The organism is Klebsiella sp. 141153 (assembly GCF_032601995.1).
GTDB lineage: Bacteria > Pseudomonadota > Gammaproteobacteria > Enterobacterales > Enterobacteriaceae > Klebsiella > Klebsiella aerogenes.
This window is the reverse complement of sequence record NZ_JAQIRJ010000014.1, coordinates 97174-109561: the sequence shown is the minus strand read 5'-3', so window position 1 is coordinate 109561 and position 12388 is coordinate 97174. Positions and strand designations below refer to the sequence as shown.

13 protein-coding genes and 1 pseudogene are annotated in these 12388 nt (G+C 54.8%); 2 read left to right on the top strand and 12 right to left on the bottom strand.

Going from position 1 to position 12388, the window contains the following annotated elements:
- Positions 1-13: 13 nt before the first annotated feature.
- From mprA to PGS10_RS22575, 10 genes and pseudogenes are all read right to left on the bottom strand, one after another.
- Positions 14-544, bottom strand: coding sequence for a transcriptional repressor MprA (gene mprA, locus PGS10_RS22615; RefSeq protein ID WP_015370069.1), 531 nt, complete (start codon positions 542-544; stop codon positions 14-16).
- Between the two features lie 63 nt (positions 545-607).
- Positions 608-763, bottom strand: a pseudogene (locus PGS10_RS25140) (hypothetical protein); the annotation flags it as partial.
- A 228-nt stretch (positions 764-991) separates the two neighbouring features.
- Positions 992-1987 carry a glycine betaine/L-proline ABC transporter substrate-binding protein ProX gene (proX, locus tag PGS10_RS22610; RefSeq protein WP_047078722.1) on the bottom strand — a complete coding sequence of 332 codons (996 nt, stop codon included), beginning with the start codon at positions 1985-1987 and terminating at the stop codon, positions 992-994.
- Positions 1988-2001: 14 nt separating this feature from the next.
- Positions 2002-3066 carry a glycine betaine/L-proline ABC transporter permease ProW gene (proW, locus tag PGS10_RS22605; protein WP_045395210.1) on the bottom strand — a complete coding sequence of 355 codons (1065 nt, stop codon included), beginning with the start codon at positions 3064-3066 and terminating at the stop codon, positions 2002-2004.
- Positions 3059-4261 (bottom strand): glycine betaine/L-proline ABC transporter ATP-binding protein ProV, encoded by a 1203-nt coding sequence (proV, locus tag PGS10_RS22600; protein WP_045395207.1) that lies wholly within the window; start codon positions 4259-4261, stop codon positions 3059-3061. Before proV ends, proW begins: the two co-directional genes overlap by 8 nt.
- 345 nt (positions 4262-4606) lie before the next feature.
- Positions 4607-5569 (bottom strand): class 1b ribonucleoside-diphosphate reductase subunit beta, encoded by a 963-nt coding sequence (gene nrdF / locus PGS10_RS22595; RefSeq protein ID WP_015370074.1) that lies wholly within the window; start codon positions 5567-5569, stop codon positions 4607-4609.
- A gap of 10 nt (positions 5570-5579) precedes the next feature.
- Positions 5580-7724: a class 1b ribonucleoside-diphosphate reductase subunit alpha gene (gene nrdE / locus PGS10_RS22590; RefSeq protein ID WP_047078723.1), complete on the bottom strand. Its 2145-nt coding sequence runs from the start codon at positions 7722-7724 to the stop codon at positions 5580-5582.
- The gene (gene nrdI, locus PGS10_RS22585) at positions 7697-8107 is read right to left on the bottom strand and encodes a class Ib ribonucleoside-diphosphate reductase assembly flavoprotein NrdI (protein ID WP_045395202.1); all 411 of its coding nucleotides are present in this window, start codon (positions 8105-8107) and stop codon (positions 7697-7699) included. Before nrdI ends, nrdE begins: the two co-directional genes overlap by 28 nt.
- Positions 8104-8349, bottom strand: coding sequence for a glutaredoxin-like protein NrdH (gene nrdH / locus PGS10_RS22580; RefSeq protein ID WP_047044340.1), 246 nt, complete (start codon positions 8347-8349; stop codon positions 8104-8106). The genes nrdI and nrdH overlap by 4 nt, the downstream gene beginning before the upstream one ends.
- A 183-nt stretch (positions 8350-8532) precedes the next feature.
- On the bottom strand, positions 8533-8964 hold the full coding sequence (locus PGS10_RS22575; RefSeq protein ID WP_047044343.1) for a carboxymuconolactone decarboxylase family protein: 432 nt from the start codon (positions 8962-8964) through the stop codon (positions 8533-8535).
- Positions 8965-9054: 90 nt separating this feature from the next.
- Between PGS10_RS22575 and PGS10_RS22570 the strand changes: the two genes are divergently transcribed.
- On the top strand, positions 9055-10413 hold the full coding sequence (locus tag PGS10_RS22570) for a PLP-dependent aminotransferase family protein (RefSeq protein WP_316423533.1): 1359 nt from the start codon (positions 9055-9057) through the stop codon (positions 10411-10413).
- Between the two features lie 76 nt (positions 10414-10489).
- Here PGS10_RS22570 and PGS10_RS22565 read toward each other — a convergent pair whose 3' ends face one another.
- Entirely contained in the window at positions 10490-10837 is a 348-nt protein-coding gene (locus PGS10_RS22565) for a DUF883 family protein (protein WP_015370080.1), read from the bottom strand.
- A gap of 149 nt (positions 10838-10986) precedes the next feature.
- Between PGS10_RS22565 and PGS10_RS22560 the strand changes: the two genes are divergently transcribed.
- Complete coding sequence (locus tag PGS10_RS22560) at positions 10987-11349, top strand: DUF2002 family protein (RefSeq protein WP_015370081.1); 363 nt, start codon at positions 10987-10989, stop codon at positions 11347-11349.
- A 64-nt stretch (positions 11350-11413) separates the two neighbouring features.
- On the opposite strand, the gene alaE is transcribed toward PGS10_RS22560, so the two are convergent.
- Positions 11414-11863 (bottom strand): L-alanine exporter AlaE, encoded by a 450-nt coding sequence (gene alaE, locus PGS10_RS22555; RefSeq protein ID WP_015370082.1) that lies wholly within the window; start codon positions 11861-11863, stop codon positions 11414-11416.
- Positions 11864-12388: the final 525 nt, after the last annotated feature.

Genomic DNA, 12388 nt, shown 5'->3' with positions numbered 1-12388 from the left:
TGCGGCTCCGTGCTTAGCGCAGGGATCCCGCCAGCGCGCCGTCTTCTTCCATTTGGTCGAGGCGGCCAAGCAGTTTGCGGGTGATGTGCTCCAGCTGGTCTTTTTCCGCAGTGCTCAAAGAAGACCACAACTGGTGCAGGCAGTTGTGCTGCGGAGGTAATACCTCGCGCAAGAATTGATGACCTTTGTCGGTTAGCTGCAGATGCAGGCAGCGACGATCGTTGTCGCTTTCACGACGCTCGATCCAGCCGCGTTTTTCCAGTTCGTCGGCGATACGGGTGGCATTAGTGCGTGACGAACCCAGCGCGCAGCTCAGCTCGGAAGGTTGAATGCTGTGATTTTCCTGAGACTCAAGCGTTATCAGCGCCATAAATAATGTCTCGTTAATCCCTTGCGCTTTCAGCATTTTGTTACGGTTTTCCAGCAGCTTACCCTGCATGTGCATACAGAGACGGGTGAGGAGAATCTCCTGGAAAGGGAAATCTTCATGGCGGCTGGCGCGGAATTTGAGCATCTGCTCAATGGGAGTAAACGAACTATCCATTTGGGTATAACCTCATTAATTACAGCCGATATAATAACTATTGTGACAAATAAAGCAAATGAATTATCGGTCACTATTAATACTTAAAATCTCCGGCGAGACGCCGATTTTCCATGCCAAACCATAGGCTAAAGCGCTGAGTTGCGTAGGGATAATAATGCTGTTCGTCGCCTGTAAGCTCAACCTGAACGCGGCGCAACCTACCCGTGTTGGTAGCCAATGGCGCTGACGTCGGGGAGCAGGCGTTTCCATATCGGTGACTTATTGATAACGCTGGTGAAAATTACGCCTGGAAAGATTTGCTCACCTTAGCAGACGGCGTGATGGCTTCACAATCGCGAAAATGGGAAATCAGAATATCCGCTTTTTTAGGCATATTCGTTTCATGCTGCTATGGGGGAAAGGGCAGCCCCACGACGGCAAACCGCCGTGGGGAGAGGGGAGAAATTACTTCTGCGCCGCCAGCGCTTCTTTTACCCAGCCGTCGAACAACTGCTGGTGGGCTTTAATCCAACCATCAACGTGGCCGTTGATGTCGGCTTCTGAAGCATGACCGGCATGCATCATCGCGTTTTCGGCGTTGATATCGGCAATTGGCAGCTTCATCAGGCTAAACAGCTTCGCCGCCGCCGGGTTCTTCTCGGTCCAGGCTTTGTTGGCGACGATGTGCATGGTGTTCACCGGGAAGCCATAGTTGACGCCGTTCGGCAGCTTGGTGTCGATATCTTTCTGTTCTCCCGGCAGGGAGGAGAACGGCACCTGCAGCCAGACCACATCTTTACCCGGTTTCAGCGCGTCGCTGACCCAGTACGGCGTCCAGGTATAATAAAGAATCGGTTTGCCTTCTTTATAACGGGCGATGGTATCGGCCATCATCGCCGCGTAGTTGCCCTGGTTATGGACCACTTTATTGTTCAGCCCGTAGGCATCAATCTGATGGTTGATGACCGCCTCGCAGCCCCAGCCTGGGGTACAACCGGTGAGGTCGGCTTTGCCATCGCCGTTGGTATCGAACAGTTTGGCGATCTTCGGATCTTTCAACTGGTCGATGGACTTAATATGGTACTGCTCGGCGGTTTTCTTATCGATCAGGTAGCCCTGTGCCGCGCCGGTAACGAAGGTTCCTTCACGGTAGAATTTTTTATCGCCGCCCGCCGCCGCGTACATATCATCGTGCAGCGGTTGCCAGTTGGTGGCGATAAAGGTGGCATCGCCAGAGGCGATGGAGGTGTAGGCGACGTTATAGTCGACTTCGCTCGGCTTTTCGACGGTATAGCCCAGTTTTTCCAGCGCGCGGCTGACCAGCAGCGTCTGGAAAGTTTCTTCCGAAATGGTGCTCTGCGCCGGTTTCACGGTGATGCCTTTACCCGGCAGCTCGGCAGCAAACGCGCTGGTCGTGACGAGGGCGGTAAACGCTGTGGCAAGGAGTGTAGTATGTCGCATCGTTATTCCTTCTCTTATTTACAGAAAGGGCGGGTAATCAGCCCCAGAGGTCCGGTGGCGTACCAGCGGCGATTACCGCGGCTGCGGGAATCACGGCCGACGGCTTGGGTCAGGCGGTCGAGGATAATCGCGAGGATAACGATCCCGACCCCGCCGACGCTCGCCAGCCCCATATCCAGGCGGCCAATACCGCGCAGCACCATTTGACCGAGGCCGCCGACGGCGATCATCGAGGCAATAACGACCATCGACAGGGCCAGCATCAGCGTCTGGTTGACGCCGGCCATGATGGTCGGCATCGCCAGCGGCAGCTGGACTTTAAACAGCAGCTGGCGCGGGCTGGCGCCGAAGGAGCGTGAAGCTTCAATGAGGTCTGCCGGTACCTGGTTAATCCCGAGGATGGTCAGGCGGACAATTGGCGGCAGGGCGAAGATAATGGTCACCACCACGCCCGGAACGTTGCCGATACCGAACAGCATGACGATCGGTACCAGGTAGACGAACGCCGGTGTGGTCTGCATCGCGTCAAGTAGCGGGCGGATGATTTTCGCCGCTCGCGGGCTACGCGCCAGCCAGATCCCCAGCGGCAGGCCGATTATCATGCAGAACAGCAGCGCGGTAAGCACCAGCGCCAGAGTGACCATCGCCTGCGACCATGCGCCAATAGCGCCGATGGCTACCAGCGAGACCAGAGTGGCGATACCCATGCCGACGCTGGAGATCTGCCAGGCGATCAGGGCGAAGAGAATAATCGCCACCGGCGCCGGCATCCCCAGCAACAGCTGCTGGAAAGCGCTGAGAATATAATCCACCGGCACGCGGATCCCCTGGAACAGCGGACGGAAGTGCAGCACGATCCAGTCGATGGCGTGGGTGACCCAACTATCAAGCGGGATCAGCGTTTTATGGAACGGATCCATAATATTAAAATGTTCTGGCTGCGGCGCAGGCGCGCTATTAAGCCAGTCGGCGCCGCCGCCGTCAGCGGGCGCGGGTGTTGGGTTGCCCCAGGCGTCGGCGGACTGCGCCGCGTTATCCGCTGGCGCAGCGGTATCCCATGGATTCGATTGATCAGCCATTGTTTGCCCCCTCGCGATCTAAAGCCTGTAGCAGCATGCGTTTTGAAATAATGCCGAGATACTGGTGCCCTTCATCCACCACCGGGACGGCGCAGGGCGCCTGGCCGACGTGGGAGAGCAGGTCGCTGAGCGGCGTTTGTGCTTCCACCGGCTGCGGGGAGTCAATTAACGCCGCATCAAGCCCCTGATTTTCGCTCAGCGCGCTTTTCAGAGAGTCGATGGAGACAATGCCGACAAACTTATTACCGCGTTCAATGACGTAACCATATTCGCGGTCTTCATCCTGCAATAATTTCAGCGCCGAACGCGGGCCGAAACCGGGGGTTTTACGAATCAGGCCAACCGGGCTACGGCGGGCAATATCCTTAGCGCTAAATACCTGGCTAATATCCACGCCGCGGAAGAAAGTACGAACGTAATCATTCGCCGGGTTATTCAGAATTTCGTCAGGGGTGCCAATTTGCACCACTTCGCCATTTTGCATAATGGCAATACGATCGCCAATACGCATAGCTTCATCAAGATCGTGGGAAATAAAGACGATGGTACGTTGATGCTTCGCCTGTAATTTGGTGAGCTCATCCTGCATTTCAGTACGAATTAAAGGATCAAGCGCTGAGAAGGCCTCATCCATGAGCAGAATATCGGGGTTGATCGCTAATGCGCGGGCTAAGCCGACGCGCTGGCGCATCCCGCCGGAAAGCTCGTCGGGATAGGCGTGAGCGTAATTTTCCAGCCCCACCTGACGTAGCGCATCCAGCGCTTTCTGCTGGCGCTCTTCGGCGGAAACGCCGGCCAGCTCCATACCGAAGGCGGTGTTATCCAACACGTTCATATGCGGCATCAGGGCGAATGACTGGAAAACCATCGCAATCTTTTTCCTGCGCACCTCGCGAAGCTCGGCATCTGAGATTTTGGCGATATCCACGCCGTCAATCAGCACCTGCCCGCGGGTGGGTTCAATCAGGCGATTGAGAAGGCGAACCATGGTGGATTTTCCTGAGCCGGAAAGTCCCATGATGACGAATATCTCGCCTTCTTCAATGGCCAGACTGGCGTCTTTAACGCCAAGCGATAGCCCCGTTTTTTCCAGTATTTGCTCTTTGCTAAGTCCTTTTTCAATATATTTGAACGCGCGTTGCGGGTGCTCGCCAAATATCTTATAGAGATTCTTAATTTCTAATTTAATTGCCATGCAATAAATGATTTCCTGTCTTTAATTATATCGATATCGTACCTGGTGAAGTTTATTACCTGTTTACACCCTAACATACTGAGATTCTGTGACAACCCTCGATGTGAATAGCTAGCCAAAATCTGAAAGGAGAACTCTGGCTGAATTGCCCATGATATAAGGGCTGAGCCATCATATACGGCTGATGATATTTTTTGATTATGCATGAATAATGAATGGGAAAATTGGCTTAAATGAAGGAAATATGACGAGGGAATGGTCAGTAGATTATTTGTGTGATAATAAAGAATAATGTGAAATAGATCACTGGAGAATATGTCGATATATTCCCCAGCGATCGCGCGGTTAAAAGTCCCAATCGTCGTCGGCGGTTGCTTCGGTTTTACCCATGACATAAGAAGAACCGGAGCCGGAGAAAAAGTCGTGATTTTCATCGGCGTTTGGCGACAGCGCCGCGAGGATGGCTGGGTTTACGGCGGCCATTTCCGCCGGGAATAACGCCTCATAGCCAAGGTTCATCAATGCTTTATTGGCGTTGTAACAGAGGAACGCGTTGACGTCGTCGAGCCACGGGCTGTCGGCATACAATTCGCGGGTATAGGCCAGTTCGTTATCGTACAGATCCATCAGCAGATCAAAGGCGAAATTTTTCAACTCTTCGCGCTTCGCGGCGCTGACGATTTCCAACCCTTTTTGATATTTATAGCCAATATAGTAACCATGCACCGCTTCGTCGCGAATAATCAGACGGATTAAATCGGCGGTATTGGTCAGCTTGCCGCGGCTGGAAAAATGCATCGGCAGCCAGAACCCTGAATAGAAAAGAAAAGATTCGAGGAACACGCTGGCGATTTTTTTCTTCAGCGGCTCATCGGCCTGGTAGTAATTGAGCATCAACTGCGCTTTGCGCTGTAGGGGAGCGTTCTCCTCGCTCCAGGCGTAGGCGGCATCGACATCCTTGCTCTGACACAGGGTGGAGAATATCGAACTATAGGAGCGAGCATGCACCGCTTCCATAAAGCTGATGTTCGACAGCACCGCCTCTTCATGTGGAGTGAGGGCGTCGGTCATCAACGCCGGGGCGCCGACGGTATTCTGGATGGTGTCGAGCAGCGTCAGTCCGGTAAAGACGCGGATGGTCAACTGCTGCTCCTGAGCCGTCAGAGTCTGCCAGTGTGGAATGTCGTTGGACAGCGGCACCTTCTCCGGCAACCAGAAGTTGCTGGTCAGGCGGTTCCACACCTCGAGGTCTTTGTCATCCTCGATTTTGTTCCAGTTGATGGCGCTGATGCGCGATAAGTGGGTCATCCTGTTCTCCTTACAGCGCGCAGGACACGCAGCCTTCGATTTCGGTACCTTCCAGCGCCAGCTGGCGCAGGCGAATGTAATACAGCGTCTTGATACCTTTCTTCCACGCGTAGATTTGCGCTTTGTTGATATCGCGGGTGGTGGCGGTATCCGGGAAGAACAGCGTCAGCGACAGCCCCTGATCGACATGTCGCGTGGCTTCGGCATAGGTATCGATAATTTTTTGCGGGCCGATTTCCCAGGCATCCTGATACAGCGCCAGATTGTCGTTAGTCATAAACGGCGCCGGATAGTACACGCGGCCGGTTTTACCTTCTTTACGGATCTCGATTTTCGCCACAATCGGATGAATGCTGGAGGTGGCATGATTGATATAAGAGATCGAACCGGTCGGCGGGATCGCCTGCAAATTGCGGTTATAAATGCCGTAGCGCATCACGTCGTCGCGTAGCTGTCGCCACATCTCACGGTCGGGCAGGGTAATGCCCGCGTGGGCGAACAGTTCGCGTACCCTGGCAGTTTTCGGCTGCCATTCACCCTGCAAATACTGCTGGAAATAGTCGCCGCTGGCGTAACGCGACTGCTCAAACCCGGCAAAACGTACTCCGCGCTCGCGCGCCATCGCCATAGAGGTGCGCAGGGCGTGCCAGGTGACGGTGTAGAAATAGAGATTAGTGAAGTCCAGCCCCTCCGGGCTGCCGTAGGCGATCCCTTCGCGGGCCAGATAGCCGTGCAGGTTCATCTGCCCAAGGCCAATGGCGTGCGATGCGGCATTACCCGCCGCCACCGATGGCACCGAGCGGATATCGCTCATATTGGAGACCGCTGTCAGGCCGCGGACCGCCACTTCGACGGTGCGGGCGAAGTCCGGCGAATCCATAGCGTGGGCGATATTCAGCGAGCCGAGATTGCAGGAAATGTCCTCGCCAACGGTGGCGTAATCGAGATTTTCGTCAAAGGTGGAGGCGCTGTTGACCTGCAGGATCTCCGAGCACAGGTTGCTCATATTAATGCGCCCGGCGATCGGGTTGGCGCGGTTCACCGTATCCTCGAACATGATGTACGGATAGCCGGATTCAAACTGAATTTCCGCCAGCCGCTGGAACAGATCGCGGGCGCGGATCCAGCGTTTGCGAACGCGGTCATCGGCCACCAGTTGCGCATACATCTCGCTGACCGCGATATCGCCAAAGGCTTTGCCGTACAGCCGCTCAACGTCATAGGGCGAGAACAGCGCCATCTGCGCGTCTTCTTTCGCCAGCTGGAAGGTGATATCCGGAATGACTACTCCCAGCGACAGGGTTTTGATGCGGATCTTCTCATCCGCGTTTTCCCGCTTGGTATCAAGGAAACGTAAAATATCGGGGTGATGGGCATGAAGGTAAACCGCGCCGGCCCCCTGACGCGCTCCCAACTGATTGGCGTAAGAGAAGGCGTCTTCCAGCATTTTCATCACCGGCACCACCCCGGAGGATTGGTTTTCGATACGTTTAATCGGCGCGCCCGCTTCGCGCAAGTTGGAGAGCAGAAATGCCACGCCGCCGCCGCGTTTCGACAGCTGCAGGGCGGAGTTCACCGCCCGGCCGATAGACTCCATATTATCTTCGATACGCAGCAGGAAGCAGGAGACCAGCTCGCCGCGCTGCTGTTTACCGGCGTTGAGGAAGGTCGGCGTCGCTGGCTGAAAGCGCCCGGAGAGGATCTCATCGGCCAGCTGTCGCGCCAGGATTTCATCACCCTGGGCCAGGGTTAGCGCCACCATGCAGGCGCGGTCGGCGAAATGCTCCAGGTAGCGTTTGCCGTCGAAAGTGCGTAAGGCATAGCTGGTGTAGAACTTCCACGCGCCGAGGAAAGTACGGAAGCGAAAACCGTGTTGATGCGCGTGGGCGAAGAGGGCCAGCACGAAACGACGTTCATAGCGGGCCAGCACTGCCGGATCGTAATAACCTTCGTCGCTCAGCCATTGCAGTTTCTCCTCCAGACCGGCGAACGGTACGCTGTTGGGGCGCACGTGGCTATGGATAAATGCTTCGACCGCCTGTTGGTCCTTTTCCAGGGGAATGCGGCCATTGCTGTCGTATAAGTTCAGCATCGCATTGAGGGCGTGGAAATCAGACGCCCCGGCGGTTACGCGTTCTGCGGTTGTCGTTGCCAAAATTCGCTTACTCCTTTACGCACGTTGTCGACATCTTGCTGGGTACCCATCAGCTCAAAACGATACAGATACGGCACGCCGCATTTCTGCGCGATGACCTCTCCCGCCCGGCCATAGGCCTCGCCGAAGTTACGGTTACCGGCGGCGATGACGCCGCGAATCAGCCGGCGATTATGCGGGTCGTTTAAAAAGCGGATCGCCTGGCGCGGCACGGCGCCTGCCGTTCCGCCGCCGCCGTAGCTGGGGACGATGAGAATATAGGGTTCGTCTACCTGAATTCGCTCGCGCTCGTTGAGCGGGATGCGCACGGCAGGCAGCGCCAGACGCTGCACAAAGCGATGCGTATTTTCAGAGCTGCTGGAGAAGTAGACGATGAGGCTCATAGGCTGGCCGTAGCCGCGGCGGGACGCAGGCGATTAATCATATCGGGGCGGAAGCCCGACCAGCGGGTTTCCCCGGCTATCACCACCGGTAATTGCTGGAATCCCTGCTCGCGCAGCATGTCGATGGCTTCCGGGTGTTGGTCGATGTTGACCATATCGAAGGCGAAACCGCGGCTCTCCATCGCGCGTTTGGTGGCATGGCATTGCACGCAGTCATTTCTAGTGTAAATAATAATGCGCATGATTCGTATTTCCATTTAAGATAACAAGACGGCGTAAAACATCGCGCCGAACGTTATGGGCTTACCGTTCAGGAAATACTAGATGTAGTTATTTAAAACTTCAACCACGCAATATATAGAGTTTTTCGATAAATTATCCCCCACCAACTAGCCTGGCGGGGGAGGGAAGTCGATACGCGAAAATTACATCCGCATCGCGACCGCCAGACGGTTGAAGGCGTTCATCAGGCTGATGGCGAAGGTTAAATCGCTAATCTGGCGGGGCGTAAAATGCTCTTCTAAAGGCAGGTACACCTCATCTTCGGCGTGGCTGGCTGCGATATCGGTTACCGATTCCGCCCATGCGAGGGCCGCGCGTTCCGCGGCGCTGAAGTGGGCGCTTACGCGCCAGCCTGCCAGCGCATCCAGTTTGCTCTGGTCAACGCCGGCTTTGCGTAACGCTTTGCTGTGCATCTCAAGGCAAAAAGCGCAGCCGTTAATTTGCGACACCCGCAAATAGACCAGCTCCACCATCGTGCTGCCCAATTCGCTTTTTTCCAGCGCTATGCTGGCCTGAACCAACCCCTTATAGATTTCCGGGCTCAGTTCGCTATACGGCTGACGTAATGTGGTCATCTTGCAGTTCTCCTCTCTAAGACCCGGGCAAAATAGCACTATAATGGACTGCATTAGATAGCCATATTGTGATGAAAAAAGCAGACCATAATGGAAGCCAAAAAAGTGCCGCACTACCAGCGTATCGCCCGCCAGCTGAAATCAGCGATTGAGAATGGCGAGCTGGCGCCGGGAAGCCGTCTGCCCGCGAGCAGAGTTTATGCGCAGGAGCTTGGCGTATCGCGGGCGACTATTGAAAATGCCTGGGGCGAGCTGGTGGCCCAGGGCTGGCTGGAGCGCCGCGGCCAGGCGGGCACCTTTGTCAGCGAGCGGCTGAGCCCGCGGCAGGTCACGACTCAGCGACCGGCGACGGGCCGGGGATCCTCCGCGCCGCTGCCTTTTCAAATGGGGTTGCCGGCACTGGATCTTTTTCCGCGCGGGCTGTGGGCGCGGGTGATGGGGCGGCGGCTACGGACGCAATCGCGCTTCGACCTCACGCCCGGCGATCCCTGCGGCGAACCGGTTCTCCGTCAGGCGATTGTCGACTATTTGCGCCTGTCGCGCAGCATCGAGTGCCAGCCGGAGCAGGTTGTGATTAGCGGCAACTATGCGGCCTCGATGGCGTTGATTTTGCGTACCCTTGCGCAGCCGGGGCAGCATATGTGGATGGAGGATCCGGGATATCCGTTCATTCGCCCGGTGGTTAGCGCGGCGGGGGTCAATATCGATCCGGTACCGGTTGACCAACAGGGAATGAATATCGACTGGGCGCAGACACACTATCCTCAGGCGCGCTTTGCGCTGTTAACTCCAGCGCATCAAAGCCCGCTCGGCGTGGCCCTGTCGCTGGAGAGACGTCGACAGATATTACAGTGGGCGGCGCAGCGCGATAGCTGGATTATTGAAGATGACTACGACAGTGAATTTCGCTATCAGGGGAAGCCGCTACCGCCGCTGAAAAGCCTCGATGCGCCACAGCGGGTACTGTACGCCGGGTCATTTAGTAAATCGATGTTTCCCGCGCTGCGCGTCGCGTGGCTGGTGGTACCGCAGCCGTTGGCGGCGCGGTTTCGTTGTCAGGCCGAATTGAGCCACTGTAATGTGCCGACCTTATGGCAGCAGACGTTAGCGGACTTCATCAATGACGGGCATTTCTGGCGTCATCTAAAAAAAATGCGCGCCAGCTACGCGTTGCGCAGGCAGTGGCTGGAGTCGGCGCTGCAGGCGCAGGGTTTTCAGGTGGTACCGCAGTCCGGCGGGATCCAACTGGTGATGGCGGTGAAGGGGGACGATCGCGAGCAGGCCCGTCGCTGCCAACGTGCCGGGCTGGCGGTGCAGGCGTTGAGCGACTGGCGCATGCTTAGCCGTGGTGAGGGCGGGCTATTGATGAGTTTTACCAATATCACGTCGGCGGTGATGGCACGTGAAGTGGTAGGCGAACTTAAGCAAGCGCTGGCCAGCGTGGAATAATAAAAAACCCTGCGCACCATTGGGACGCAGGGTCAGACGCGTATTTGTTATCTTCACATGTAGTCTATCGATACTATTATCGACGCAAATTAAGCAAAACGCCAATAAACACCCCAACGGCGGCGGCGGCGCCAACGCTCTGCCAGGGTTTATCACGCACGTAGCTGTCGGCGCAGCCGGCGGCATCGCGGGCGCGTTCAACGGTATCATAGGCCGCCTGGCGCAGGCGGGTATTGCCGTTCAGGCGGGCGCGCGTCTCTTTCAGCAGCGACTGCGCTTTTTTACGCGCGTTCTCTGCTTCATCTTTCGCATCGCTACCCCATGATTTCAGCACTTCTTCCAGCGTATCCGCTAATTGGCTGACTTCGTTATGAATATCCTCGGCGCTTTCATCAATGTCGTTGCGGTTCACACGGTTAGCCATTGGTTTCTCCCTCTTTTCCATTCGAGTTATTAAGTGTAGGACATGATTTTGCATTATGCTTTTGCGGGAGTTTATGGAATTTTCTGAAAGCGCTGCTATTCGTGAATAAGGTAAGGTAAATGTGCGGTAAAAGATAACGAGGAATCAGTATGTATTTAAGACCCGATGAGGTGGCGCGTGTTCTTGAAAAAGCCGGCTTCACCATGGATGTTGTGACGCAAAAAGCGTATGGATATCGCCGTGGCGATAATTATGTTTATGTGAACCGCGAAGCGCGCATGGGGCGTACCGCTTTAGTTATTCATCCGGCGCTTAAAGAGCGCAGTAATTCACTGGCGGAACCCGCCAGCGAGATTAAAACTTGCGACCATTATGAACAGTTCCCGCTCTATTTGGCGGGTGATGCGCAGCAGCATTACGGTATTCCACATGGTTTTAGTTCGCGGATGGCGCTTGAGCGTTTTCTGAACGGTCTGTTTGGCGAGGCGCAGCCGCAGATGTCTCACGGCTGAATAATCTAATGCGGGCTGCTTTGAAGCAGGCGACTGGCAGCGGCCAGTCGCCGAAAGATGAGGATCAGGCTTTAGCTTGCTGATAAGGGCTGACGCGGAACAGGCGGCGGCAGAAGTCGAGAAAGTAGCCGTATACTGCACCCATCATCATTGATACCAGAATGTTTGAACTGACCGCGGCGGCAATTTGATGCCAGTCTGCGCCTACCGACAGCAGAATTAATACATACACCGGCGACTGGAAAGTCACATACGCGACGACATCAGCAATGTTCTTCATCCATCCCGAGGTGCTGATTCGGCGCGCCTGGCGCATAGCGAAGTCGCGATAGAAGCCATAAGGCACCGCAATAATAATGTTGACCGGGATCGCGACCAGTCGTGAAGATAACGACTGCTCAAAAGTCATTCCGGAGAGGAAAATTTCGATCATCATATTGACAACGGTGCAGTAGACCACCATTGCAAAGGTGTCTGCTACCGCATGACGCAAGCGGGATTGAGCAGAGAACATCGGTATGCTCCTCGAAAAATGAAGTCAATAACGCCGAAAAGTGCGCATGGTGTAGCGGTTTTGGGCTGCCTGTTTTGATGTGTGTAGAGTATATCTCTGAATAGTAAGTGACAACTAGCTATAAATTTTTATTTATCGCCTTTTTGTCGATAAAACACTCTGCGAGCTGGCGTTTTGTTTAACTTGCGCTACTTTTGTTCCTTTGTTTGATTATTTCGTTTTATATCAAATAGATATGATTTCGCTTTGTCAGATGGCGATCGGGCGTGGCAGGAGAAGTGTGGTGGATAAAGCGGGTATCTGAATGCGTTATGTGATGGCTGTCGCTTTTGGCGTTATTTACCGTATAAATACCGGTTCATTAGCATTTACTGCTGTATGTAAAAAATGGTTTTTATTCGGATTATGTGAATTTTCATTCATCATCGTAAAGCCATTGGCGTTCCTGTTTTACCGGCGATGATTTTATAACTCACTGACGTGGCTATAAATATAATATTATGAATATTATTATGTCGCGCTATG

Bases quoted from the DNA above. Each gene is read 5' to 3' on its own strand.
- mprA (WP_015370069.1), bottom strand. From the start codon at position 544: ATGGATAGTTCGTTTACTCCCATTGAGCAGATGCTCAAATTCCGCGCC.
- proX (WP_047078722.1), bottom strand. From the start codon at position 1,987: ATGCGACATACTACACTCCTTGCCACAGCGTTTACCGCCCTCGTCACG.
- proW (WP_045395210.1), bottom strand. From the start codon at position 3,066: ATGGCTGATCAATCGAATCCATGGGATACCGCTGCGCCAGCGGATAAC.
- proV (WP_045395207.1), bottom strand. From the start codon at position 4,261: ATGGCAATTAAATTAGAAATTAAGAATCTCTATAAGATATTTGGCGAG.
- nrdF (WP_015370074.1), bottom strand. From the start codon at position 5,569: ATGACCCACTTATCGCGCATCAGCGCCATCAACTGGAACAAAATCGAG.
- nrdI (WP_045395202.1), bottom strand. From the start codon at position 8,107: ATGAGCCTCATCGTCTACTTCTCCAGCAGCTCTGAAAATACGCATCGC.
- nrdH (WP_047044340.1), bottom strand. From the start codon at position 8,349: ATGCGCATTATTATTTACACTAGAAATGACTGCGTGCAATGCCATGCC.
- PGS10_RS22575 (WP_047044343.1), bottom strand. From the start codon at position 8,964: ATGACCACATTACGTCAGCCGTATAGCGAACTGAGCCCGGAAATCTAT.
- PGS10_RS22570 (WP_316423533.1), top strand. From the start codon at position 9,055: ATGGAAGCCAAAAAAGTGCCGCACTACCAGCGTATCGCCCGCCAGCTG.
- PGS10_RS22565 (WP_015370080.1), bottom strand. From the start codon at position 10,837: ATGGCTAACCGTGTGAACCGCAACGACATTGATGAAAGCGCCGAGGAT.
- PGS10_RS22560 (WP_015370081.1), top strand. From the start codon at position 10,987: ATGTATTTAAGACCCGATGAGGTGGCGCGTGTTCTTGAAAAAGCCGGC.
- alaE (WP_015370082.1), bottom strand. From the start codon at position 11,863: ATGTTCTCTGCTCAATCCCGCTTGCGTCATGCGGTAGCAGACACCTTT.